This window comes from uncultured Polaribacter sp., assembly GCF_947503875.1.
Classification (GTDB): Bacteria; Bacteroidota; Bacteroidia; order Flavobacteriales; family Flavobacteriaceae; genus Polaribacter.
Genome location: NZ_CANNFH010000002.1, coordinates 381,005 through 404,683, shown reverse-complemented (window position 1 = coordinate 404,683; position 23,679 = coordinate 381,005). Strand labels below are relative to the sequence as shown.

Sequence of the window (23,679 nt, the reverse complement as noted above, 5' to 3'; positions counted from 1 at the left end):
GTTCTTTACTTTGTCTTAACAAAATTACATAATATTTTAAAACAAAAGTAAATAAGTATTATTTTTTACGATATTACGAATTAAAAGTTCTTTTCTTTAAAAAGTATATAACCATTAAAATCCACCCAATTATAAAAAACAAACCACCAAGAGGTGTTATAAACCAAATTGATTTTGCAGCAATGTTAGTCAATTGGATTAAATATATAGAACCTGAAAAACAAAAAATACCTAGGAAAAATAAGTAACTAATATAATTTTTCTGTTTTACAGAAAAACCTGCAAAAGTATTTACAAACAACAACACAATAACATGATACATTTGGTAACGAACTGCTGTTTCAAAACTTAACAACTGAGCAGATGTAAGTGTTTCCTTTAGCGCATGCGCACCAAAGGCACCTGAAATTATAGCTAGTGCTCCTAGCAAACAAGTTATTACTAAATTTTTAACCATGTGAGTTATTTTACCGACTAAAATAAGAGAAAGGAACACAAAACTACATTTTCAAATAAAAATCTTTTGTTAAATCTATATAATCTTGGGTATATTTATGTCGCTCTATTTCTATAATTAAAGTGTTCTTTTCAACATCTTTCTTCTCAAAAGAAAAAGCTAACAAACTTCTTTTAATTGCTGAAGTTTCATTTCCTTGAACATGACAAACTCTGTTTAAAAACAAATTTTGTGCTTTTGCTAGATTGATAAAACTTTCTTCCTCTTTAAAAGGAATAATTACAGAGAAAACTCCCTTTTTAGCTAAAATTTTTGCAACTCCACTCAACAATGCTTCAAAAGATAAAGCGGAAGTAAAACGTGCTTTGTTTCTGCCTTCATTTTCAGATTCAAAATCATCAGTATAAAATGGCGGATTTGAAACAATTACATCATAGGTTTCTTCTTCTTCGGCAATTTCATCTGCGAATTCAGTAAAACTTGTATGATAGCAATACAAACGATCTCCCCAATCTGATTGTTCAAAATTTTCTACAGTTTGTTCGTAAGCATTCTCATCGATTTCTACAGCATCAATAGTCATGGCATCACAACGTTGTGCCAACATTAAAGCAATGACTCCCGTTCCAGAACCAATATCTAAAATTGTATCAGTATAATTATCAACAGTACACCAAGCACCTAGCAAAACACCATCTGTACCTACTTTCATAGCTGTTTTATCTTGATGAATTGTAACCTCTTTAAATTTAAAAACTGTAGACATTGTAATATTTTTTTAACCAAAAAGTTCTGTGAAAAACACAGAACTTTTAAACTTTTTTCTTTGCAGAGAGGAAGGAACTAACTAAAAATTAAAAACCTCTTTATTTATCTGTGTTTGCAAATATATAATTTTATACTGACACCTAATTAGTCCCTTAAAATTTAATCTTTAATATACTCATTTACTATTTCTACCTGAATTCCAGAATATTCAGAAAACTCATTGATAGTTACAAATTGGTGAGGTTCTTTATCTAAAAAGTCTTTGATGTCATTCAACAACTTGCGCCCATAGCGTTCACTTCGCCCTGTGATACGCTGAATGTCTTTGGGATATATACAAGCTCTCTTTTGATTCATAATACTTTATCCGTGCTTTATCTATGGTTATAGATTACTTGAAAGTAATTTATAATGATGAAAATTATGCGTCGTTAAAATGTTGAAAACTCGAAGAGTTGTCAATATTTTAATGACGTTTTTGGTTGTTTCGGAATGAATGGCCAAAAACGGAATTTGTTTTTTTACTGACTGCTATAAAGTTACGTGATTTGAATTATTAATCATAAAAAAAGTAAAAATTATGGCAAAACAAACTGGAATTATTAAACTAAAAGGAACGATTGGAGGTATTTCTTTCTACAAAACTGCTGATGGTCATCTAGCTCGTGAAAAAGGTGGAGTAGATAAAAGTAGAATCCAAAATGATCCTGCGTTTCAAAGAACGCGAGAAAATGGCTCTGAATTTGGAAGAGCAGGTAAAGGAGGCAAAGTATTACGAAATGCCATTCGTGTGCTCTTGCAAAATGCAAAAGATAGAAGAGTTGTCTCTCGTTTAACAAAAGCAATGGTTGCAATTACCAAAACTGATGTTGTAAATGAAAGAGGGTTAAGAACTTTACAAGATGGAAATTTAAACCTGTTAGAAGCATTTGAATTTAACTTGAATGGAAAATTAGGTGCTACTTTATTTGCCGCATTTGCAAAAGAATTTGATAGAGTTTCTGGAGAAGCTGCTTTAGATATGGCAGCATTTTCTCCAACTGTTAGAATTGCAGCACCTGCAGGAACAACTCATTTTAAAATTGTAATGGGTGCATCTGAGTTGGATTTTGTAAATGAAACATCAACTTTTGAAAATGATGAAACTGCAATTTTACCTTATACAGCTGCTAACACAGCTGCAATTGCATTATCTGCGACTATCACTGCAAATTCAACTTTACCAGTTATTCAAGTTTTAGGTGTAGAGTTTTATCAAGAGGTAAATGGGCAAATGTATTCTTTAAAAAATGGTACTTATAATGCATTATCAGTTACCATTATAGATAAACCTTAATCATGGAGTTAATTCTTCATAGAAACTATTTTAAAGAGGGTACCAATGGTACTCTCTTTAATTCTGACAAGTTTCTTTGCCATACGATTGAATTACCTTGGAGAAATAACAAACGAAACATTTCTTGTATTCTGGAAGGACAATATGAAGTTACTCCTCGTTTTTCAAAACGTTTTAAACATCATCTAATATTAAAAAATGTAAAAAGTAGAAGTTTTATTTTATTTCATCCTGCTAATGATGCAAAAAGAGATCTAGAGGGTTGTATTGCTCCTGTAACTTACTTGAATGGAATTGGTAGAGGTGTTTATTCAAGAGAGGCAATGCAAAAATTACTATCATTAGTATATCAAGCTAGAGATCGAAAAGAAAAAATAACATTAACCATTAAATCACAGAATTATGAAAATTATAGAACGTTATAAAAAACCTACTCCGAAATTCTTCAGAATTTTAAGAAACATTGGAATTGCACTGGCTACCGCAGGTGGAGCAATTATTGCTGCTCCAATTAGTATTCCTGCAACCATTATTACAATTGCTACTTATATGACAGTTGCAGGAACTGTTGCAACTGCAGTAAGTCAAGCTGTAGTTTCTGATAAAAAAGAAAAATCAGTAGTAGATACAAATGAAAAAAGTAATTGATATGAATTTCCAATTACCTCATCAAAATTTGAGTGCTGGTGTTTTAGGTGGTATATTTTTATCTGCAATAACTCATATTGGTTCAGAAGATATTATTACTACTATTGTTTTGGCTATTTTGGGGGCAATCGTCAGTTTTATTGCATCTTTTATGATGAAAATATTGGTAAAAACGATCAAAAAAAAGCGCAAAAAGTAATATCAAAATTTAGTTAGAGAAAAGGATGTTTATATTTTAAATGTCCTTTTTTTTGTTTTTTACTTAACGAAATGAGGCAAACAAAGAATTTTGATAAAGAAACTAAATGAATTTAGCAGAATTTTTGTGCAGATGAATGAGATAAGGAAAAAAATTAATTGATATTATCGTTTTTAAAGATTGAAAAACAGAGGCTGGTTTGAGCGTGGAGTTTATCAATCTTTAAAAATGTTAGCCCAATGGCGATTGAATTAAATAATTAAAGACGAAGTACGTAGTGCGCTGGCAGAAGCGAGAATAAGTGTAAAGACTTTTTATTTTTGCTAACGTATTTTATTAGGTTTTATTAAAAGTGAATGCTCACAAAATTTAATTTTAAGTGGGTATTTTTCCTATTAATTAATTGTTTCATTTTTTCTAATTGCATTTACTTTTAGTGAAAACGGTACTGATTAATTTCCTACACAAATAAAAAGTTTTACTCTTATTGGCTTTTTTTGATTTTATAGGTGCTTTATAAATTGCCTTTAATTTATGTATTTGTTTATGTAGTACTTATTTGTAGTTTACTATTACCGCAAGCACTTATAAAAACAATGCAACAAAGAAGAAATTTCGTTTAAATATCTAAATTTCATTATTAACAACGGATGTGCGCGTTGGGTGAGCGGCTATTTTAAATAATGGAGTTATAGTGCCTGGAGTTTTTACGGCAGAGCAGTATAACTACCCGTTATGTAACTTAGCTTTGGGAAGTTTTGTGTTTTATGAAAAAATAGAAATGTGTTGGTTTTTAGAGTTGTGCAATGAGTATGCGAATGGAGCAAGCTCTAAAATGCAACAACCTATAGAATATTAAAACGCTAAACTTGCGTTGGCGCGCGGAACAAACCGAAAGACAAAGATTTTTTGCTTTTTTGCAATAAATTGGGTTTTGGTTTGTGGGGAATTTAATTGTTAGGAAGTAATTTATGATGTAGTTCTATATTTTCAATTTCATAAACTTTTGTAGTAATACATTCTAATTTATCAGGATTGAAAATTGCTAAATTATATCCTTCAGCAAACAATGAACTTTGGTATTCTTCACCATCAAAACCTAATGATTTAATATATTCTGAAATGTATTGAGTAGGAATATAATCTAATTGTTTATCTCTTTTTCTTATTGGTAATGAGATTTCTTTTTGTAAAGTTTGAATAAATGGAACATAGGTTAAAAAGTCTTCTATTGCTTCGTTTTCTGACCAAGGAATTGGATCATCTTTAGGATTTCTTAAATTAAGAATTTTTAAATCTTCATTCAAACGAAATTCGCCAACTGTAACATAATCAAATATAGATGCTCTGGTTTCATACAATGATGTTTCTAACTTATCAGCTACATATAAATAAGATATTCCTTTAGGATTTGCTCTACCACCAGTAGCAAGTTCGTTAGGTGGATTACCCATTTGATTTGTAGTAAAGCCTGTTTTATTTGATATGCGACATCTATAAAAAATGCGACCTTTTTTTATCGTTTTGTAGAAACTTTCGTGATTAAAAAAATTAGCTAATTTATTTAAATCAATAGTATTTTTAATGTGGTAGCGATTTATAGATTTTATTTCGTCTTTAAATTCTTTCCAAATACTATGAATTTGATTGGTTTCAGAAATTAATTCAATCTTTATTTCTGACGATACATTAACATTAAATAATTCATTTAGAATTTCTTCTTCATCCACAAAAATAGATTCAAATAACAATCTATTATTAGCAACTAAATTACTGGTGAGATTAAAATCCTTTTTTAAGGATTGTGCTAAATCAAATACTGAATTAATATCTACTTGATACAAAGAAATTATATTACGAAAAAAAGGAGCTAACTCTCTTGCTGCATAAATAGAAACGTTTATTGATTCACAAAAATCACAATTACCATTTCTATCATCAGCATTAATAATACTTATTAAGTATTCGCTATTGAAACAATTTACACAACAATTCATAATTAAATCTTATCTACAATTAATTCGATATGATTCATTATTGACAATTTTTTTAAGGTACCTAAACCAGGGAAATGACCACGATTACGAAGGTCTTTATATACTTCTACAGCTTGGGTATTTATATTGTTGTTAACACACCAATTTACAAGTTTTTCAAGTGCTTCTGCGAATTTACCACCTATATCAGATACATCACCATTTGAGTCAGAAACAAAATGTTTTACCATTATTTTGCCTGATGCATTAATATATGATAAATGCATTGCTACAGCTCTTGGTAAAAAACCTGAATCTGAATAATTATCGCCAACCGTTAAAAAGTCAGAAAAACCAAAAAAGCCTTCATCTTTATAAAAACTATATTCTTCAGAAAAAGGACTTTCGCCTACTTCAAGATAATCTGCATTTCTTGGCATATCTCTAAAGTAATCATCTAAAGAAATTCTACTTTCTTCAGAAAACAATCTATAATAACGTCTGCTTGTATTGCTAAAGTAAATTATGTTGTAAATAACATTTATGTTATTTTTAATTTCATCGATACTACCTTCTGATATTTCAGAATTATGAATTAAAGTAATGCCTTTATAATCTAACTCTAAATTATTTATACCTTCAATTAAAGCTGGAATTTGCTCTTCAATTTTTGTATCGATGATTATTGCAATTTGATAATTATTATAGTGTTGCAGTACCTCTTTTAGGAGATCTATAATTTTATTACCCTCACCAACTAAACCACCCACTTTAGGATTAATAATAATACTAAAATTTACATTTTTAGATGCTAAAGTCTTTAAAGCAGATTTTAAAGTAGAAGAACCTTTAATTGGTTCAATTACAGGTGAAATTTTAGCAGAAAAACTTGAAAGCAAACCACATAATTCTCTTAACGCGATTAATTCAAATTGTTTACCTCTGACATATGGGAAATACATAGCTTACTTTTTTTATATAGAAAATCTTCTAATTCAATAAATTCTTCATTTGAAAAATTTAAAGTGTAACAGATGTGTTTTAATGAATCTGGTACTAAATCTTCATTAAATAATTCTGGATTAGAAATATTTCTAAATTTTAATTCTTTAATAACTAATTTTTGAAACTCTAAAATATCTATTTTTTTTGAAAGTTTAAAACATTCTCTGAAAATTAGCGTGTTAGGAACATTAGGAACTTTTCCAAAATATTTTTTCAACAAATTAGTATATTCATCTTTTCGTAAACTTTTGAATAGTGTTTCGTGAGAAAATAAGAAATTTTGACCTGCTTTTTTAATAGTTTTTAATGCGTTCCTTTTTGTTAACTCTATTAAGCCAATATCTGTATTATGAAATTTAACTAAAAGATTTGGTATGTGTTTAGAATTTGAAACAACATAGATTTTATTTGCAAATTTTCTATAATCTGCTAACTGTTTATCTAATTTATCTAAACCGTCTAATTCTGTTTTTATTTCATAAACACGAGCTTCACCATTTAGAATTACAAAGTCAGCTATTGAATTACCAATTTTAAATTCTGATAATGCAATTGATTTTTTTAAGCTATATTTTTTAAGAAGTTTTTGATTTAAAAGTATATTTTTATAGACATATTCATTTTTATAAGTACCTAAAAGTGATTTGTAAATGTTATTAATGACTTCAAAATTAGTGGTAGTGTCAGATATTTTAGTATGCTTACTAATGCGATAGAATGTATCAAAATAATTCCTCTCCTTTACTATTTTTTTAAAATTAGCAGGAGATAGAATTTGTGCTAAATTCCTTAAACTTTCTATATTTTTAGCTACTTCCATTATTTTACAAAGTTAACAATTTACAGAAATTAAATTAACTGATTTTAGAAACTATTTTCGCTTATCAATACTTTCTTTATCAAAAGCAATTAAATTAAATAACTCTCTCATTCTGGAGCGTACACGAATACCATATCTACTTTCTATTTCTTGTGCATTTAAATTTGTGGTTGCGTGTGTTCTAATCTTTCGCTTTAGAAATAAATCGTAACGTGATAGTAATATTTCTCCCATTACATTGCAATCTTTTCCAAAATGTCTTCCTGTTGTTTCTACACCTAAATCGTCAAAACAATAAAAACCATTATTACCATAATCTTCTACAATTTTAAAACCACTTTTATTAAAACTAAACGTGATATTTCTTGCAGGAATTAATTTATGTTGATTATGATGTGGAACAATAAATGGCAATAATTTCATTAAACTGGTTTTACCACAACCTACTGGACCTGATAATAAAATACCTTTGTTCGGATCTATATTTAATTTTCTGCAGGTTTTAAAATCACGAATAAAATAAATACATAGTTTGTATAAAGTTGCTTCGTCCTCCATATATATTTTGAAGTTTTTACCAAACATTAATTTACCCTTTGCTTCTAAATAGATTAGCATTTTTGGGAAATCGTATATTATTTGATTTCCGCTTTGTGCACCTAATTGGTATTGAACGCTTCCTTCTTGGATTATGTGAGGTTGTAAATTATTCATGGTTCATAGACCTTTCGACTGCGCTCAAGGTGACATTTATAAAGGTTCATTGTAATTTTTGTTTTTACTTGTCTTTAAGTTGTCCATATTCTGGCTAATTGAGTTTTGTGTTTCTTTGTTTTTTTCTCTCGACTGCGCTCGAGACGACATAATTTCTTCCGCTTTTATCATCCAATTTTTTGCTGTTGCTTGCCAATTGACAATTTTTGTTTTACCCCCAACTTTCCAACCAATTCCTTGGTAATGGTTATAAAATTTTTGAGCCTCAATTATTGGCCAGTTTTCCTTTTCAAAAAAATGAATTACTTCTTTCTCATTTTTTGGCTGGTCAAGTTTACTAGTGTTTTTATTGTTTTTACTAGTTTGTATATGTTTATTAATAGATACCAGTGCTTGTTCATTACTTGTCTCAAATTTGAACATCTTAATCTTACTGCCTTTGTAAGGATTGTGTGAAGGAAAATAAACGATGTATTTCCAGTGACTTAATTCTTTAATACATTTATGATAAGTTGATTTAGATCCTATTTTAGAAAAACGCATTACTTCTTCTCGATTGATATAGAATTCTTCTAAAAATCGATTACTATTCCAAATTTGAAATAATGCTATATATAAACTTATATGTGTTGGATTTAAACGATTGTCTTTTGAGAATTGTATAAATACACCTTTTAGGTGTTTGATGTAGTTTACGTTTTGCATAGTATAGACTTCTCGATACAATTTTAGCATCAAATTTCACTAAAGTTCAACTTGATACTAAAATCACTCGAAGTGACAGCATTATTAAAAATTTAGAACTTATTATGAACACGGTTTTCTTCTAACACTTTGGTAATTTCTTCGTAATCGTAGTAAATAACACCACCAACTTTTGTGTAAGGTAACGTGCCGTTAATTCTTAAATTTTGTAACGTTCCTGGAGAGATACTTAGTAAATCTCTAACTTCTGGAGACTTGAGCCATTTTTTAGGCGCAAAACCAGATTGATGATTAATCATAGCTTTGATGTCTTCTAATAATTCTTCCTTGAATTCTCTTAAATCGTCTGTTGTGATGATTGAGGTTGGCATAGCTTTTTTTTTAAAAATTAATACTTTTTCTTTTCTAATATTACGAATTGACAATCAGATTATAAAAAGAAACTGCCCAAATATCCCTAACATTTTGGGCAGCCCTTTTTGTTACGATTTGACTTTCGTTTTACAAATATGAAGTGAATTATTGAAGAATACACACAAGTTACACCCAACTTGGGTATTTTTACGCACTCATTTTTAATGTATTAGATTGTTTTTATTTGATTTTTTAATACTTAAATCAATACCACAAAAAAGTGCAAATTATATGAAAATAATTTGCACTTTAAAACACCCAAGTTGGGTAATTATTCGTCTGACTCAATCATCTTTTTGAGCAGTGAATCTCTTATTTTATCAATAAATTTTGTCTGATTTATTTTTCTTGATTTTATTTCTAAAAAGGTTCTGTAATAATCGCCTAATTCAATATTAAACATCTGCTCACAAACCGATGCCAATTCTTTGATATCTGCTGTACCACTATTAATTGCTCCTGAACTATGTAGTGCATAAATCAATTCTATTAGATCTGTTTTGTTACCAGTCCAGAATAATTTTGATTGTTTCTTAAAGGCTCCATAATTTGTTTCCATTGTACTATAATTTTCAAGTTTATCTATTTCTATTTTTAAATAGATGATTAACATATCATAAGCAAGTATTGTTGCAACAGAAGAATCGTGACTTGTTGAAAACGTATCATCAGTAAAAAAAGAAAGTGAATCTGGAAATAATCTTAAATCTACTTTACCTCTCATAAAATATTCTTCATCGAGAAATTTAGCACCTCTTCTAAAATAATGATAAAACTCTAAATTATCATTAAAATAATTTTGCAGTTTATCAATATGATTATTGAAGTATTTAATTTGTGATTTATTACTACTTCGTGGTCTTTTACTTTCTATATTAAATAATTTTACATAATAAATTAATTTGCTAAAAACATAAGGTTTAGAATTTTTAAAAAAATGAATTTCTTCACTTTTAGACATCGTTCTGATTTTAAGAAACAAATTTTTTATTTGACCTAAAACTCGTTTCGTAATTCTTATACCTTCTTCTGCTCTTTCAATTGCACCTTCAATTTCTTTTTCTAAAAATTCTAAATTGTGATCTAACTCTTTAATAATTTTTTCAATCTTTTTCAATTTTCATAATCTGGAGGAAATCATCTTATAACAAAAATGATTTTTGTTACTATTCTATTTATTGGTTCATTTCCATAGTATGGTCATATTTACAACAACCAGGTAAATTGTCATAAGCATCTATATCTCCTATCGCTTTTTCTGTATCATAACCAGAAGCTGCAATTGCTTTATGAATAGCCATTTCATTAGTTTTACTTTCATCAAAAGAAACAGCAATTTTCTTTTTATCAACATCCCAAGTTGCAGTTGCAACACCATCAACATTGTTTGCTGCTTTTTCAATTGTACTTTTACACATACCACAGTTTCCTCTTACACCAAAAGAAATTTCTGTTGTTGCCACTTCTTTAGAAACTTCAGTTTTGTTGGTGTTTGTTTCTTTTTTACCTTCTTTTTTACAGCTTGTAAATACTGTTGCTGTAATAATTACTGCACTTAAAATTACTTTTTTCATTTGTTTAAAATTTAATTATTAATTTGTTTTATTATTGTATTACTTGTTTTAATTCTCCACAGGTTAACATTTTATCACCATAATAAGGATTTATTACTTTTTCTTCTTTACTTAACCAATAAGCACCCTTGTTACTATTTGCCATAGGACAGAATTCTACAAACACTTTTCTGTTGATTCCGAATATTTGAATTGCTTTTATTAAGTTTAAAGACAAATTTTTAAAATGACTTCTTTGTTCTTCAATATTTGATGTTGTAGAAATTGATGTTGTAGAAATTTTTATCTCTTTTACTAAAGACATCCAATTTGTATGAGTTTCGTTATCTTTTAGTAGTTTCATATCTACTTTAGATATGTTTTCTAATAGCTTTTTTGAAGCTGAAATTGATTTATTAGTTTTTACTTTAACCAGAGCATCTTTTAATTTTATATACTCATTAAAAACTGTTTTTAATTGATTTTGAAAATCCTCTGATACTTCTACTCTCTCGTTTTTATTGAAGTTGTTTGTTATTGATGAAGTATTCTTTTCCTTACCAAGATGATTTTCGTGACCTGTCATTACTTCACCACCTTTTTTATTCATCATAGATTTTTTACCTTGTAATTGAGCTGCTGCATCAACCGTAAAAGTTCCATTAGTTACTATTTCATCTTCATTTTTTAAACCTTTTAAAACTTCGTAGTTATCGCCAATTCTATTGCCTAATGTAATTTCGCGCATTTCAAAAACAGGAGCATTCTCATTCGTTTTTACATAAACAACAGAGCGTTTTCCTGTCCATAAAACTGCTGATGCTGGAATAGAAATAATTGCTCCTTCATTTGAATTTATTCCTTTAATTTTTCCTTCAACAAACATTCCTGGTTTTAATAGGTTGTTTCTATTATTAAGTACAACTCTTAATTTTACAGTTCTTGTTTTTGTATCTAAAACAGGATCTATAAAATCTACTTTTGCATTAATTACTTTATTAGTATTTGTTGTTATAGAAATTTCTTGACCTTTTTTAAACAAACCAATCTGATTTTCATACACATCAAAATTTGCCCAAAGAGTGTTAAAGTTTGCTATTTTAAATAATGGTTGCCCTTGTTTTACAGACGCTCCTTCTGCTACTAATTTTTCTAAAACTGTACCAGAAACAGTTGCATACACAGGAAAGTTTTCTTTTACTTTACCTGATGACTCAATTTGATTAATTTGAGTTTCTGAAAGTTTCCATAATTTCAATTTGTTACGAACAGCTTTGTATAATGCTGGTTGTGTTTCTTTTAAAGATGAAGCTGTAATTAATTCTTGTTGTGCAGCAAATAATTCTGGTGAATAAATAGTTGCTAATAGTTGCCCTTTATTAACCTTTACACCTGTAGAATTGATGTTTAAACGTTCTATTCTACCAGAGAAATAACTTACTTGTATAGCATTTTCTTCTTCATTTTCTACAATTTTTCCTGATAATAGAATTCCATTATTTTCTACTTTATCATTACCAACAATAGACGTTTGAATGTTTGCTAAAGCCATTGCATTTTCTGTCAGTTTAAATTGGTTTGCCATTAAACCATCTGAATTATTTTCTGCAGGAATTAAATCCATTCCACAAATTGGGCAATCACCAGATTCTGATTTCATAATTTGCGGATGCATAGAACACGTCCACATTTGACTTTTTGTAGAAACTTCATTGTGATTGTGAGTTGTCTTATCAGAAGAATTTCCGAAGAAAAAATAGCCCAACAACAAACCGAAAGCAAGTATTCCCAAATAGATTGCTATATTTTTATTTTTCATTTTCTAAACGTTTTATCATCGCTTTCATTTCTTCAATTTCTCTTTTCTGCGCTTTAATAATATCTTCTGCCAATTTTTTAACTTCTGGGTCTTTAATATCAGCTCTTCCACTTGTAAGGATTGCAATTGAATGATGTGGAATCATTGCTTTCATCCAAAGAACGTCGCCAACTGTAGATTTTTGTTCACGAACCAAACCTAATGAACCTGCAAAAAGAACAAAACTTCCAATAAGAATTGCAATGTTTTTTTTCTTATTCTCATACATATTTCTCATAAAAAACCACATAATTACTGCCATTGTAGAAGTACCTAAACAAACCATATAAAAGCGTGTTAGACTAAAATATACGTGGTCAAATTCATAGGTATTTAAATACATAGTTATGTACATCGCTATAAAAGATAAACCTAACATTAAAAAGAATTTGGTGTAATTACTCATACTTTTATTATTGTTTTTGTGTTCATTTGAATTCATAATTTTTCTATTTTAAATTGTTAACATTAATATTGCCATTATAATCATAATTGCGTTTTCTATAAAAGTAGCTTCTGTCATTGGTAACTTTAAAGCAGTACCAAGACAAGCGCATCTAATTGCTTTTTTGTCTAAAAGTGTTTTTGTAACTCCAATTGTAGTAACACCTAAAATAACCAGTGTAATTATTAGGGCTATAGTTATTTCAAAACGCATTAAAAACATTAGACCTAATGCAGTTTCTATAAAGGGATAAATTTTAGCATAAATAGGAACTCTTTTTGCCAAAGGATCATACATTCTAAATGAATCTGGAAATCCTTTTAAATCTAACATTTTAAAAAAGCTAAATACAATGTAGAATAAACCCATAAAATCGAGCATAAAACTACTCCAATTCCAGTTTTTGTAGTTCAATAAAATACCTGCAGTTGTAATATAAAAGATGATTAGAAATAATGGTTTTAATTGCTCGAATTTTGATTTTTCAAATTCTTCACCAAAATCTACTGCTGGTATTTCTTTCTTTTCTTCTTTTTTTTCTGAAAGTGTATATTTTTCTGGCAAAGCATCTTTTAAAACTTTGGTTTCTATATGTTTTTCCATTGTAACTTCTGCTACTCCTTTTTCGAGATTTACAGAAACATTGGTAACATTATTTATATCTCCTAAATATTTTTCTACGGAAGCTTTACAACCACCACAAGTCATTCCTGTAATATTATACGTGTGTTTCATTATTAAATATTTTAAATTAATCTGTAAAATTACATTGAGCTTTTCTAATTTACTTTTCTAATTATGCTTCATATTTATACAATTTTGTCTAAAGACTTTCTATCCCATATCTCTGATTTTTTTATAAGCTGTCATTGTAATACCCGTATTATTTTTAAATTGTTTTGCTAAATGACTGCTATTATTATAGTTTAAACTGTACGCTATTTCTGTAAAGTTTAAGTCATTTAGTTGGATGTGTTCTTTTACTTTTTCAATTTTCAAATTGATTAAATATTTTTCAAGCGTAATTCCTTCAGACCTACTAAAAACTTTACTTATCGTAGCATAATTTTTACCTAATTCTTTTGTTACTTCTGAAAGAATGTTGAGCGTGTTATTTTGTGTTACACGTTTAATCATACTAACTTTAATTTTTTCAATTAGAATATCAGAAGAATCTTTCATTAGCTCAAAACCCTTTTCAATCAAAGAATCTTCAAGACTACTATAGTTTATATTTTGATGGTCTTTTACAACTACTTTTCCGAGTTCAACAGATTCAATTTCTATGTTTGCATCATTAAACAGTTTTAAAACTGTCGTTTTACATCTACCACAAACCATATTTTTTATTAATACTATTTCACTCATTTTCTAAATAGTTTTAAAGTTATTTCGTTATCAAATAATAAATCATCAATATGGCCAGCGACTGTATTGTCTTTTGTTTTAAAATGAAGATATATATTAGTAGTATGATGTGTAAAAACTGCTTTATGTTTTGTGGAGTAAAACCCAATAATTTGAACCTCTTTATTTTCTGAATTTCCTTTTAAACCAGACTCTTTATGCTTTTTATGAGTATGTATTTTATCATTATCCTTCCAGTTTATAACGTGCCAGTCTATAGATGCAATGCTACCTTCTAATAAAAATGGAAAAGGGTTTTCTACATCTATTCCGTTACTTTTTGCTATTGAGAATATCCGATCTTCTAAATCTGTTTTGGTTTTAATATTTTCAATTTTAAAAGTGTTCCAGTCTTCAACTACTGCATATACTAATAGTGATGCTTTAATATTGTAACTGTCGTTAATTTGTAAATTATCGTTAATAACATAACTATTGCTTGGTTGACTATCAAATATTTGAATTTCTCCTTTTAAATTTTCTACAGCACCAAGTGCATATAAATTCTTTTTATTTAGACTATCCAAACTAATTACTGATTGAATATCCCCTGACATTATTGTTTTTAAAGCACCTGAATATTTTACTTTTACTTTAATGTTTTTTTTATCTTTCAATTGGCAGGAATTGATAAACAATATTATGATTAGTGATGCTATTATAACTATCGATTTTTTCATTTTTAATTGGTTAGATAATTAATAATTGTGGTTTGTACGAAGTAAGATTTTATAGATTCAATTTGATTCATTTTAAACTTCAATTGTAACTCTTGAATATCTAAAACATCATTAAAATCTATAGTACCAGTTTCGTAGTTTTTAATTAGAATTTCTTCTGCATTTTTAGCTTGTTTCAGATTTTTAGTTTGTGTTTTATAACTAATTCTTGCAGAAATGCGTTCGTTTTTTGCTTTATCTAAAAACGTTTCTAATTTATTTTTTCGTTCTTGCTTCTGTGCTAAAACTTCTTCTTGTTGTAAGCTGTTTTGTTTGGTTTTTGATTTATAACTATTATTAAAAATAGGAATAGAAAGAGATACCATTGGCATCAAAATATCTTTACCATTATCACTAAAACTAATATTTGGACGTTCTGTAACATTTATATAATCTAAACCAAAACCAATCATTGGAGCGCTTTCTTTCTGATTTAATAATTCTGATTTTTCTATAGATTGATACAATCTATCGTACTTTAATAATTCTGGATGAACTGATAAATTATTAGTTTTGGTATCAAAATTTTCTGCAGGAAAATTCAAATTACCCACAACATTTATAAAAATCGATTTATCTCGATTCAATAACTTATTGAAGGTAGTTTGTTCAGCTAAATACTGTTGATTTAAAATTGCCAATAATTGCTCCATTTCATTTTGGCGCATTTGCAAACGCAATACATCTACCATAGATGCCTTATTAACTTCAACGGATGTTAATGCTAATGTTTCATAAGTTTCAAGCAGTTTTATATTTTCTTTTAAAACATTTTGCTTTGCTTTATTTGCATACAAATTATAATAGGATTGAGAAACTGAAGTAATTAGTTTTCGTTTGGCAATAACAATATCTTCATATTTAACCTTTGCCAAAGAAGAAACATAGCTTTCTCTGGAAGTAATTGTACCAAACCAAGGCAACATTTGTTTTACAGAAATTCTAAATCGTTGTGCTCCAGTTCTGGTTTCTGGTTCACTTACAAAATACCCAACACCAAATTCTGTATTTGGTAATGTATTTACTTCATTAATTTTTTCTGAAGCAATATTATATTGCAATTCAAATTTTTGAATTGCTGGGTTATTTTTTAAAGCTTGCTCAATAAGTACATTTAATTCTTGTGCATTTGAAAAACCAAAAGCTAAAAAACTTATTAGTGTAAAAATTAAATTTTTCATTTGTTTGCTTTTTTTAATTTGAATTCTTCTCTCCAACTATATAAAACAGGTAAAAGAAAATAAGATGTGATATCTATGACCATTCCTCCAAAAATTGGAATCGCCATTGGAATCATAATATCGCTTCCTTTTCCTGTAGAGGTTAAAACTGGTAATAATGCTAAAATTGTTGTAACAGTAGTCATTAAACAAGGACGAATTCTTTTTTCTGCAGCTTCCAAAGCTGAAGCTCGTATGCTCTTTTTATCTGCAGGTTTTTCACGTTTAAAAGTTTGTGTTAAATAGGTTGCCATAACTACACCATCATCTGTAGCAATACCAAACAATGCAATAAAACCAACCCAAACTGCTACACTTAAATTGATGGTTTTCATATTAAATAAGTCTCGCATATTTTCACCAAAAAAGCTAAAATTGAAAAACCAATCTTGCCCATATAACCAAATCATAATAAAACCACCTGCAAAAGCAATGGTTATTGCTGTAAAAACCATAAATGATGTAGCAACCGATTTAAACTGGAAATATAAAATCAAGAAAATAATTGCTAATGCTAATGGAACTATAACAGACAGTGTTTTTTCTGCACGTAATTGGTTTTCATAAGTTCCAGTAAATTTATAACTGATGCCTTTTGGAACCGTTAATTCACCAGAATCTATTTTTTGTTGAAACAATTCTTGGGCATTTTCTACTACATCAACCTCTGCAAAACCATCTAATTTATCAAACAGTACATAACCAATTAAAAAAGTATCTTCACTTTTTATAACTTGTGGACCTTGCTCATATCTAATCGTTGCTAACTCACTTAAAGGAACAGAATTCCCTTTTTCAACAGGAATATAAATGTCTTTTATAGATACAGGATTGTTACGCAATTCTCTTGGATAACGAACTCGAATTCCATAACGTTCTCTTCCTTCAACAGTTTGAGTTAATTGCATACCACCAACTGCAACTTTTAAAACATTCTGAACGTCTTCAATAGAAATACCATAACGTGCTATTTTTTCTCTATTAATATCAATCAGTAAGTATGGTTTCCCTACAATTCTATCTGCAAAAACAGCTTCAACTTTAACACCTTCTGCTTGTTTTAAAAAACTTTCTAATTGCAAACCAAAAGCTTCAATTTGTTTTAAATCTTGTCCTTTTACTTTTATTCCCATTGGTGCACGCATACCAGTTTGTAGCATTACCAGTCTTGTTTCTATGGGTTGTAATTTTGGAGCTGAAGTAACGCCTGGTAATTTGGTGACTTTTACAATTTCATTCCAAATATCATCTGGAGAACTAATTTCTGGTCGCCAATTTCTGTAGTATACACCATCTTCATCTTCGATTAGTTGAGACCTTTCGACTTGGCTCAAGGTGACATTTTTAGAATTATTCGGATTTGTTACAAAACCACCATTTTTCAATTCAAAATCACCATCTTCATTTACTTTATAACGTTGTCTTTTTCCCTCTGAATTTCTCATATATTCAGTTTTATACTGAATCATATTTTCATACATTGATAAAGGTGCAGGATCTAAAGCAGATTCTGTTCTACCGGCTTTACCAACCACAGTTTCAATTTCTGGAATGGTTGCTACTGCCATATCCAATTGTTGTAAAACACGTTTATTTTCTGCTACACCAGAATGTGGCAACGAAGTTGGCATTAATAAAAATGAACCTTCATTTAAAGAAGGCATAAATTCTTTACCTGTGTTGTTTAAAATCCAACCTCCAAAAATAAGAACAGTTGCAGGAATTATTAAAAACAAAACTTTATTAGCCAAGGCCCATTTTAAAATTTGACCATAATATTTTCTAAAAACTGAAAATATACCTAAAATACCAAAGCAAATAATGGCTACAAAAAGCAGGTTGATTAAGATACTTCTATTAAAACCTAATGGACGCCAATATTCTGCGAGTAAGAATATAATGGCTGTACAAGAAATAATGATATTTATAAGGTTGTTATTTTTCTTGTTTAGTTTTCCTGTAATAACCAATAAACCATTAACTCCAAAAGCAATTAGAATTACACCTAACCAATAACCACTAATTGTAATTACAATACCAGCAACTATTAAAGCAATATTTATAATATGATTAAAAGATTTTTTTAGTGTTGTTTTTCTGAATAGATAAGCTGCAAAAGGTGGAATTAAAAATAAAGCAATAACCAAAGAAGCTGATAGTGCCATTGTTTTTGTAAACGCCAAAGGTCTAAACAATTTACCTTCTGCACCAATCATTGTAAAAACAGGTACAAAACTTATAATTGTTGTTAAAACTGCTGTTAAAATAGCGCCAGAAACTTCTGCAGTTGCATTATAAATTACTACGTCTGTAGTATATTTTGTTCCATCTTCACGAGTTTGTAACTTTTTATCATCTAAATGACGAATCATATTTTCGGCGAGAATTACACCAACATCAACCATAGTTCCTATCGCAATTGCAATACCTGAAAGTGCTACAATATTTGCATCCACATTAAATAGTTTCATCGTTACAAAAACCATTAAAACTGCAACAGGTAATAAACCAGATATTAAAATAGAAGCTCGAAGATTGAAAACCATTACAATAATTACCAAAATGGTAATCAAAATTTCTAATGTTAACGCTTCATTTAGTGTGTCTAAAGTTTCTTCAATTAATTCTGTTCTATCGTAAAAAGGAACAATAGTTACTTGTGATGTTCTACCATCAGCTAAAACTTTTGTTGGTAAACCTCCTTTTAATTCTTCAATTTGAGCTTTTACATTCGTAATTACTTCCATAGGATTTGCTCCATATCTTGCAACTACAACACCTCCAACAACTTCTGCACCTTCTTTATCTAACAAACCTCTTCTTGTTGCAGGACCTAAAGAAACTTTACCAATATCTTTTATTTTGATTGCTGTAAAATCTTCGGATGTAACTACTGCGTTTTCAATATCTTCAATAGATTTAATATACCCCAAACCACGAACTAAATATTCAGCTTGATTGATTTCTAAAGTTTGTGCTCCAATATCTTGATTGCTACTTTTAACGGCTTTTACAACTTGATTTAAACCAATATTGTATTGACGCATTAATTCTGGATTCACGTCCACTTGATATTCTTGAACATAACCACCAATTGAAGCAACTTCAGAAACGCCACTTGCAGACGACAATCCGTATTTTACGTAGTAATCTTGAATACTTCGCAATTCTTGTAAATCCCAACCACCAGTAACGTTTCCTTTTTCATCACGACCTTCTAAAGTGTACCAAAATATTTGTCCTAAACCTGTGGCATCTGGACCTAAAGCAGGATTTACACCTTCTGGTAATAAATTGTTAGGTAATGAATTTAGTTTTTCTAAAATTCTACTTCTGCTCCAATAAAACTCGATATCCTCTTCGAAAATAATGTAGATACTGGAAAAACCAAACATAGAAGAACTTCTAATTGTTTTAACTCCTGGAATACCTAATAACGAAGTTGTTAATGGATATGTAATTTGATCTTCAATATCTTGAGGTGAACGACCATCCCACTTTGTGAATACTATTTGCTGATTTTCGCCAATATCTGGAATAGCATCAACTGCAACAGGATTGCTTGGTAAAAATGGAATATCCCAATTAAAAGGAGCGTTTACGGTACCCCAACCTACAAATAATAAGAGTAGTAAAACTGCTACAAGTTTATTTTCTATTAAGAATTTGATGCTTTTATTTAGCATTATATTTTGATTATTAAACAATTAGACATAGATGTTAGAAAAACATCGAATACAACAAATTATCCTTATAACATTGCAGCTATAGGATATTATAGTCTATTGTTTAAAAATCAAATTAAATAAGTCTCGTCAATCTTGAAGATTTCTTTTATGACGAGTGGTGGTTCGTATTCTTCGAACGAAGATACATTATTCTCTAAATTTTCAAAAAGATTAATGTATGTGTAGATAAACGAAGCAATAAATAATTCTTGGTTAAAAGATATTTTATCAACCTGCAATTGTACTTCGTCTTGACCATCAATTAATACTTGTTCATCTTTGCAACAATCTTTTTTTATGATTGAACAACCAAAAATAGTTGCAGAAGTATCTTTTTGACTTTCCATCCCACAAGTTGAAGCTTCAGAAAAAATTGCAGTATCTACAAGAGTATCACCACAAAAATGTTTTGTGATAGCAAATGAAGTTGTAGAAAATAAGACTACAAACGACATTAAAACAGCTAATATTTTATGTGATAACTTTGACATTCTAAAAACAAAGGTACGAAATAGTGACAAAAAAGATTAAAATTAATGTTGAAAAATATTGTTTTAATAAATTCTCTGTAATCTTACAGCATTCAATATTGCTAACAAAGCAACACCAACATCTGCGAAAACTGCTTCCCACATTGTAGCTAAACCACCTGCTCCTAAAATTAGGACAATCACTTTTACGCCAAATGCTAATCCGATATTTTGCCATACAATTTTTCTTGTAGAACGACCAATTTGAATCGCTTTTACCACTTTTGAAGGTTGATCTGTCTGAATAATTACATCTGCTGTTTCAATGGCAACATCACTACCTAAACCTCCCATTGCAATACCAACATCACTTGCTGCTAAAACAGGTGCATCATTAATTCCATCACCAATAAAAGCAATCTTATTTTCTGAATTTTGTTTTAACTTTTCTACTTCATTTAATTTATCTTCGGGTAATAAACCGCCTTTGGCTTCTTCAATATTTAATTCTAATGCTACTTTTTGGGTAATAGAATCTTTATCTCCAGAAAGCATCATTATTTTTTTAATACCTACTTTGTGTAACGCCGTAATTGTTTCTTTTGCATCCTCTTTTAATTCATCTGCAATAACAACATAGCCTGCAAAAGCGTTATCAATAGCCACTAAAACTATGGATTCTACAATAGTGTCAATTTCTTTGGAAACTTCGATATTATTTGCCTTCATTAAGGCTTTATTACCAACTAAAACAGGTTTGTCATTTACGTTCCCTTTTAATCCTTTACCTGCAATTTCGGATACTTGTGAAGCTTCAAAATCTTTACCATCTGCTTTATACTCTAAAATAGCTTTTGCTATAGGATGTGTAGATTGTTCCTCCATAGCCATTAAGTATTTCATAAATTCCTTTTCCTCCCATTTAATGGCTTTAATATCTTTAATTTTAAAAACTCCTTTTGTTACGGTTCCAGTTTTATCCATTACCAAAATATTAATCTTGGTCATTGCGTCTAAAAAAGAAGCACCTTTAAATAAAATACCATTTTTTGAAGCTGCACCTAAACCACCAAAATATCCTAAAGGAATAGAAATTACCAAAGCACAAGGACAGGATATTACTAAAAATATTAATGCACGATATAGCCAATCTCTAAACACATAATCATCTACAAAAAAATAAGGTAGAAATGTAACAGCTATTGCTAAAAACACAACAATTGGTGTATATACTCTCGCAAATTTTCTAATAAACAATTCGGTTTTAGACTTACGAGTTGTTGCATTTTGAACCATATCCAGAATTCTGGCAATAGAACTGTCCTTAAATTCTTTAGTAGTTTCAATTTCAATAACACCATCCATATTAATGCTACCTGCAAACACTTTTTCTCCTTTTGTAATCGTATCAGGTTTGCTTTCACCAGTTAATGCAGCAGTATTAAAAGAACCTTTTTCGGATAATAAAATACCATCTAAAGGAATTTTCTCACCAACACGAACTTTTACTTTTTCTCCAATTTCTACAGTTTCAGGATTTACCGATTTATAATCATTATTTCGATATACTAAAGCTTCGTTTGGACGAACATCAAGTAGCGCTTTAATATTACTTTTTGCTCTATTAACTGCTGCACTTTGAAACAATTCTCCAACTGCATAAAATAACATTACTGCAACTCCTTCAGGATATTCTCCAATAATAAATGCACCTATGGTTGCTATAGACATTAGAAAAAACTCTGTAAAAACATCACCTCTTGTAATACTTTTCCAACCTTCTTTTACTACAGGAAAACCAACTGGAATATAAGCAACACCATACCAAACAATACGAATCCAATCTTTAAAAAATTCAACATCAAAATAATCTAATGCAATACCAATAATTAGCATTATAAAACTTATAATTGCTGGTACATAAGCTTTATAATTATTAGATTGACCACTATGATTGTGACCATCAGCGTGACTGTGTTCTTTTTCAGAATTTGTTTTAATATCTCTTAAACTAATTTTCTTTTTTTTCATTTATTTTAAATATTTCTTTAATATCATTTGGAATTGGCATTCTCTTTAATGGTGGTACATTTGCTCCTCCTGTATTACCAAGAGGAACGTGATTTATAAATGATTTCCAACCACCAACAAGCAGTCTTATAATTTGACCCAAAATCTCTTTTGTGTCTTTTTGTCTGAAACCAAATTTTAGCATTAACCAATGTGAATAGGTATGTTCTAAAGGATAAGATTGTCCTACAATGTGACTGCGTTCTAAATGATGCCAAGCATTACTATACTGCCCATTCTCTAAATAATGGTTGTATTGTTTTAATTCTTCTTTATACGCTTGTTTAAGGAGTACAGGTATTTTAGTATTAAAGTGCATAATTTTAGAGTTTACGTTATAATTTAATCCATACTTTGGCTTTTTCTTTCTCTTGAGTATTAAAATACTTTACTTCTGATTTCATAAAAAAATCGGTTATTTTAGTGACCAATTCCTGTAACTTATTTTCGCCAACAAAAGCCATTTTACCATAATCTGAACTATGAGATTTATCTACTTTTAAATCTTCTATAAAACCTTTAAAAGTATAACCTGTAAAATCTTTCATTTCAAAATAAAAATCTACTTGGTTACCATCATTAATAATTTTATGAATTAGCTTATGAACTTTATTCACATCTTCTTTTGTAACCTTGTCACTTATAATTGCAGAAATTAAATTTTCTTTATCTAAATCTATAAACTTTATCATTGTAAGTAATTTTTAAAATTTATCAAAAATATTGATTAACACCTTGCAATGGAAGTGCATTTTACCCACTACATTTATCACAAATACCTTTTACTACCAAGTTTACATTTTCCGAAATATAGCCATCTGGAACTTTAATTTGAGGTATTTTATGATCTGTTAAACAAACTGTTTCATTACAATTATTACAATGAAAATGTAAATGCAAATCGGTTTCAATTTCGCAATTGCAGTCTTTCTCACATAGTGCGTATTTTGTAATACCAGTGCCATCATCTATTTGGTGAACAATATCATTCTCTTCAAAAGTTTTGATAGTTCTATATAAAGTTGTTCTATCTGCTTTCTCAAAAGCGTTTTCAATATCACTTAAAGTAACAGCTATCTCTTTTTGTGCAAGAAATTTATAAATTAATAATCTCATTGCTGTAACTCTAATATTTTTTGATTCTAATATATTTTCTATTTTATTCAT

The 23,679-nt window shown here is 29.1% G+C and carries 27 protein-coding genes; 5 read left to right on the top strand and 22 right to left on the bottom strand.

All coding sequences use genetic code 11. The features are described 5' to 3' along the window. Positions 1 to 73: 73 nt before the first annotated feature. Both Q0684_RS04190 and Q0684_RS04185 read right to left on the bottom strand, forming a co-directional pair. Positions 74 to 457: a DUF423 domain-containing protein gene (locus Q0684_RS04190; RefSeq protein WP_299012791.1), complete on the bottom strand. Its 384-nt coding sequence runs from the start codon at positions 455 to 457 to the stop codon at positions 74 to 76. Positions 458 to 500: 43 nt separating this feature from the next. Beyond that, entirely contained in the window at positions 501 to 1,223 is a 723-nt protein-coding gene (locus tag Q0684_RS04185) for a methyltransferase (protein ID WP_299012789.1), read from the bottom strand. Between the two features lie 582 nt (positions 1,224 to 1,805). Here Q0684_RS04185 and Q0684_RS04175 point away from each other — a divergent pair. The 5 genes from Q0684_RS04175 (at position 1,806) to Q0684_RS04155 (ending at position 4,267) form a co-directional block, all read left to right on the top strand. Next, a complete protein-coding gene (locus Q0684_RS04175; RefSeq protein WP_299012786.1) occupies positions 1,806 to 2,561 on the top strand; it encodes a hypothetical protein in 756 nt (251 codons plus the stop codon). A 2-nt stretch (positions 2,562 to 2,563) separates the two neighbouring features. Then, positions 2,564 to 2,986 carry a DUF5675 family protein gene (locus tag Q0684_RS04170; protein ID WP_299012785.1) on the top strand — a complete coding sequence of 141 codons (423 nt, stop codon included), beginning with the start codon at positions 2,564 to 2,566 and terminating at the stop codon, positions 2,984 to 2,986. After that, positions 2,964 to 3,209 (top strand): hypothetical protein, encoded by a 246-nt coding sequence (locus Q0684_RS04165; protein WP_299012784.1) that lies wholly within the window; start codon positions 2,964 to 2,966, stop codon positions 3,207 to 3,209. Before Q0684_RS04170 ends, Q0684_RS04165 begins: the two co-directional genes overlap by 23 nt. Further along, on the top strand, positions 3,193 to 3,408 hold the full coding sequence (locus tag Q0684_RS04160) for a hypothetical protein (RefSeq protein WP_299012783.1): 216 nt from the start codon (positions 3,193 to 3,195) through the stop codon (positions 3,406 to 3,408). The genes Q0684_RS04165 and Q0684_RS04160 overlap by 17 nt, the downstream gene beginning before the upstream one ends. A 694-nt stretch (positions 3,409 to 4,102) precedes the next feature. Beyond that, positions 4,103 to 4,267, top strand: coding sequence for a hypothetical protein (locus Q0684_RS04155; RefSeq protein WP_299012782.1), 165 nt, complete (start codon positions 4,103 to 4,105; stop codon positions 4,265 to 4,267). A gap of 91 nt (positions 4,268 to 4,358) precedes the next feature. Here Q0684_RS04155 and Q0684_RS04150 read toward each other — a convergent pair whose 3' ends face one another. From Q0684_RS04150 to Q0684_RS04055, 20 genes are all read right to left on the bottom strand, one after another. Next, positions 4,359 to 5,405: an RES family NAD+ phosphorylase gene (locus tag Q0684_RS04150; protein ID WP_299012781.1), complete on the bottom strand. Its 1,047-nt coding sequence runs from the start codon at positions 5,403 to 5,405 to the stop codon at positions 4,359 to 4,361. A 2-nt stretch (positions 5,406 to 5,407) separates the two neighbouring features. Continuing rightward, positions 5,408 to 6,346 carry a sce7725 family protein gene (locus Q0684_RS04145; RefSeq protein ID WP_299012780.1) on the bottom strand — a complete coding sequence of 313 codons (939 nt, stop codon included), beginning with the start codon at positions 6,344 to 6,346 and terminating at the stop codon, positions 5,408 to 5,410. Next, positions 6,307 to 7,209, bottom strand: a complete 903-nt coding sequence (locus Q0684_RS04140) for a sce7726 family protein (protein ID WP_299012779.1) — start codon at positions 7,207 to 7,209, stop codon at positions 6,307 to 6,309. Before Q0684_RS04140 ends, Q0684_RS04145 begins: the two co-directional genes overlap by 40 nt. 51 nt (positions 7,210 to 7,260) lie before the next feature. Continuing rightward, positions 7,261 to 7,923 carry an ATPase gene (locus Q0684_RS04135; RefSeq protein ID WP_299012778.1) on the bottom strand — a complete coding sequence of 221 codons (663 nt, stop codon included), beginning with the start codon at positions 7,921 to 7,923 and terminating at the stop codon, positions 7,261 to 7,263. A 36-nt stretch (positions 7,924 to 7,959) separates the two neighbouring features. Further along, positions 7,960 to 8,628 carry a hypothetical protein gene (locus Q0684_RS04130; RefSeq protein WP_299012777.1) on the bottom strand — a complete coding sequence of 223 codons (669 nt, stop codon included), beginning with the start codon at positions 8,626 to 8,628 and terminating at the stop codon, positions 7,960 to 7,962. A 92-nt stretch (positions 8,629 to 8,720) separates the two neighbouring features. Further along, entirely contained in the window at positions 8,721 to 8,999 is a 279-nt protein-coding gene (locus Q0684_RS04125; RefSeq protein ID WP_299012776.1) for a helix-turn-helix domain-containing protein, read from the bottom strand. Positions 9,000 to 9,313: 314 nt separating this feature from the next. After that, a complete protein-coding gene (locus Q0684_RS04120) occupies positions 9,314 to 10,159 on the bottom strand; it encodes an RteC domain-containing protein (protein ID WP_299012775.1) in 846 nt (281 codons plus the stop codon). Between the two features lie 58 nt (positions 10,160 to 10,217). Next, positions 10,218 to 10,616: a heavy-metal-associated domain-containing protein gene (locus tag Q0684_RS04115; protein WP_299012774.1), complete on the bottom strand. Its 399-nt coding sequence runs from the start codon at positions 10,614 to 10,616 to the stop codon at positions 10,218 to 10,220. 31 nt (positions 10,617 to 10,647) lie between these two features. Next, the gene (locus Q0684_RS04110) at positions 10,648 to 12,414 is read right to left on the bottom strand and encodes an efflux RND transporter periplasmic adaptor subunit (protein ID WP_299012773.1); all 1,767 of its coding nucleotides are present in this window, start codon (positions 12,412 to 12,414) and stop codon (positions 10,648 to 10,650) included. Continuing rightward, positions 12,404 to 12,895: a DUF305 domain-containing protein gene (locus Q0684_RS04105; protein WP_149025838.1), complete on the bottom strand. Its 492-nt coding sequence runs from the start codon at positions 12,893 to 12,895 to the stop codon at positions 12,404 to 12,406. Before Q0684_RS04105 ends, Q0684_RS04110 begins: the two co-directional genes overlap by 11 nt. A 12-nt stretch (positions 12,896 to 12,907) precedes the next feature. Continuing rightward, positions 12,908 to 13,633: a heavy-metal-associated domain-containing protein gene (locus tag Q0684_RS04100; RefSeq protein WP_299012772.1), complete on the bottom strand. Its 726-nt coding sequence runs from the start codon at positions 13,631 to 13,633 to the stop codon at positions 12,908 to 12,910. A gap of 99 nt (positions 13,634 to 13,732) precedes the next feature. Continuing rightward, positions 13,733 to 14,266 (bottom strand): helix-turn-helix domain-containing protein, encoded by a 534-nt coding sequence (locus Q0684_RS04095; RefSeq protein ID WP_299012771.1) that lies wholly within the window; start codon positions 14,264 to 14,266, stop codon positions 13,733 to 13,735. Continuing rightward, complete coding sequence (locus Q0684_RS04090) at positions 14,263 to 14,985, bottom strand: acetolactate decarboxylase (RefSeq protein ID WP_299012770.1); 723 nt, start codon at positions 14,983 to 14,985, stop codon at positions 14,263 to 14,265. Before Q0684_RS04090 ends, Q0684_RS04095 begins: the two co-directional genes overlap by 4 nt. 2 nt (positions 14,986 to 14,987) lie before the next feature. Further along, positions 14,988 to 16,205 (bottom strand): TolC family protein, encoded by a 1,218-nt coding sequence (locus Q0684_RS04085; protein ID WP_299012769.1) that lies wholly within the window; start codon positions 16,203 to 16,205, stop codon positions 14,988 to 14,990. Continuing rightward, positions 16,202 to 19,930: an efflux RND transporter permease subunit gene (locus tag Q0684_RS04080; protein WP_299012768.1), complete on the bottom strand. Its 3,729-nt coding sequence runs from the start codon at positions 19,928 to 19,930 to the stop codon at positions 16,202 to 16,204. Before Q0684_RS04080 ends, Q0684_RS04085 begins: the two co-directional genes overlap by 4 nt. Positions 19,931 to 20,040: 110 nt before the next feature. Continuing rightward, positions 20,041 to 20,463, bottom strand: coding sequence for a hypothetical protein (locus Q0684_RS04075; RefSeq protein WP_299012767.1), 423 nt, complete (start codon positions 20,461 to 20,463; stop codon positions 20,041 to 20,043). A gap of 63 nt (positions 20,464 to 20,526) precedes the next feature. Continuing rightward, the gene (locus tag Q0684_RS04070) at positions 20,527 to 22,473 is read right to left on the bottom strand and encodes a heavy metal translocating P-type ATPase (protein WP_299012766.1); all 1,947 of its coding nucleotides are present in this window, start codon (positions 22,471 to 22,473) and stop codon (positions 20,527 to 20,529) included. Further along, positions 22,454 to 22,831 (bottom strand): DUF3703 domain-containing protein, encoded by a 378-nt coding sequence (locus tag Q0684_RS04065; protein WP_299012765.1) that lies wholly within the window; start codon positions 22,829 to 22,831, stop codon positions 22,454 to 22,456. Before Q0684_RS04065 ends, Q0684_RS04070 begins: the two co-directional genes overlap by 20 nt. Before the next feature lie 16 nt (positions 22,832 to 22,847). Then, positions 22,848 to 23,204 (bottom strand): STAS/SEC14 domain-containing protein, encoded by a 357-nt coding sequence (locus Q0684_RS04060; RefSeq protein ID WP_299012764.1) that lies wholly within the window; start codon positions 23,202 to 23,204, stop codon positions 22,848 to 22,850. 61 nt (positions 23,205 to 23,265) lie between these two features. Next, positions 23,266 to 23,679 carry a transcriptional repressor gene (locus Q0684_RS04055; RefSeq protein WP_299012763.1) on the bottom strand — a complete coding sequence of 138 codons (414 nt, stop codon included), beginning with the start codon at positions 23,677 to 23,679 and terminating at the stop codon, positions 23,266 to 23,268.

What these genes read in the sequence shown, in the direction of transcription:
- Q0684_RS04190 (WP_299012791.1), bottom strand. Translation starts at nt 457, where the DNA reads ATGGTTAAAAATTTAGTAATAACTTGTTTGCTAGGAGCACTAGCTATA.
- Q0684_RS04185 (WP_299012789.1), bottom strand. Translation starts at nt 1,223, where the DNA reads ATGTCTACAGTTTTTAAATTTAAAGAGGTTACAATTCATCAAGATAAA.
- Q0684_RS04175 (WP_299012786.1), top strand. Translation starts at nt 1,806, where the DNA reads ATGGCAAAACAAACTGGAATTATTAAACTAAAAGGAACGATTGGAGGT.
- Q0684_RS04170 (WP_299012785.1), top strand. Translation starts at nt 2,564, where the DNA reads ATGGAGTTAATTCTTCATAGAAACTATTTTAAAGAGGGTACCAATGGT.
- Q0684_RS04165 (WP_299012784.1), top strand. Translation starts at nt 2,964, where the DNA reads ATGAAAATTATAGAACGTTATAAAAAACCTACTCCGAAATTCTTCAGA.
- Q0684_RS04160 (WP_299012783.1), top strand. Translation starts at nt 3,193, where the DNA reads ATGAAAAAAGTAATTGATATGAATTTCCAATTACCTCATCAAAATTTG.
- Q0684_RS04150 (WP_299012781.1), bottom strand. Translation starts at nt 5,405, where the DNA reads ATGAATTGTTGTGTAAATTGTTTCAATAGCGAATACTTAATAAGTATT.
- Q0684_RS04145 (WP_299012780.1), bottom strand. Translation starts at nt 6,346, where the DNA reads ATGTATTTCCCATATGTCAGAGGTAAACAATTTGAATTAATCGCGTTA.
- Q0684_RS04140 (WP_299012779.1), bottom strand. Translation starts at nt 7,209, where the DNA reads ATGGAAGTAGCTAAAAATATAGAAAGTTTAAGGAATTTAGCACAAATT.
- Q0684_RS04135 (WP_299012778.1), bottom strand. Translation starts at nt 7,923, where the DNA reads ATGAATAATTTACAACCTCACATAATCCAAGAAGGAAGCGTTCAATAC.
- Q0684_RS04130 (WP_299012777.1), bottom strand. Translation starts at nt 8,628, where the DNA reads ATGCAAAACGTAAACTACATCAAACACCTAAAAGGTGTATTTATACAA.
- Q0684_RS04125 (WP_299012776.1), bottom strand. Translation starts at nt 8,999, where the DNA reads ATGCCAACCTCAATCATCACAACAGACGATTTAAGAGAATTCAAGGAA.
- Q0684_RS04115 (WP_299012774.1), bottom strand. Translation starts at nt 10,616, where the DNA reads ATGAAAAAAGTAATTTTAAGTGCAGTAATTATTACAGCAACAGTATTT.
- Q0684_RS04110 (WP_299012773.1), bottom strand. Translation starts at nt 12,414, where the DNA reads ATGAAAAATAAAAATATAGCAATCTATTTGGGAATACTTGCTTTCGGT.
- Q0684_RS04105 (WP_149025838.1), bottom strand. Translation starts at nt 12,895, where the DNA reads ATGAATTCAAATGAACACAAAAACAATAATAAAAGTATGAGTAATTAC.
- Q0684_RS04100 (WP_299012772.1), bottom strand. Translation starts at nt 13,633, where the DNA reads ATGAAACACACGTATAATATTACAGGAATGACTTGTGGTGGTTGTAAA.
- Q0684_RS04095 (WP_299012771.1), bottom strand. Translation starts at nt 14,266, where the DNA reads ATGAGTGAAATAGTATTAATAAAAAATATGGTTTGTGGTAGATGTAAA.
- Q0684_RS04090 (WP_299012770.1), bottom strand. Translation starts at nt 14,985, where the DNA reads ATGAAAAAATCGATAGTTATAATAGCATCACTAATCATAATATTGTTT.
- Q0684_RS04085 (WP_299012769.1), bottom strand. Translation starts at nt 16,205, where the DNA reads ATGAAAAATTTAATTTTTACACTAATAAGTTTTTTAGCTTTTGGTTTT.
- Q0684_RS04080 (WP_299012768.1), bottom strand. Translation starts at nt 19,930, where the DNA reads ATGCTAAATAAAAGCATCAAATTCTTAATAGAAAATAAACTTGTAGCA.
- Q0684_RS04075 (WP_299012767.1), bottom strand. Translation starts at nt 20,463, where the DNA reads ATGTCAAAGTTATCACATAAAATATTAGCTGTTTTAATGTCGTTTGTA.
- Q0684_RS04070 (WP_299012766.1), bottom strand. Translation starts at nt 22,473, where the DNA reads ATGAAAAAAAAGAAAATTAGTTTAAGAGATATTAAAACAAATTCTGAA.
- Q0684_RS04065 (WP_299012765.1), bottom strand. Translation starts at nt 22,831, where the DNA reads ATGCACTTTAATACTAAAATACCTGTACTCCTTAAACAAGCGTATAAA.
- Q0684_RS04060 (WP_299012764.1), bottom strand. Translation starts at nt 23,204, where the DNA reads ATGATAAAGTTTATAGATTTAGATAAAGAAAATTTAATTTCTGCAATT.
- Q0684_RS04055 (WP_299012763.1), bottom strand. Translation starts at nt 23,679, where the DNA reads ATGAATAAAATAGAAAATATATTAGAATCAAAAAATATTAGAGTTACA.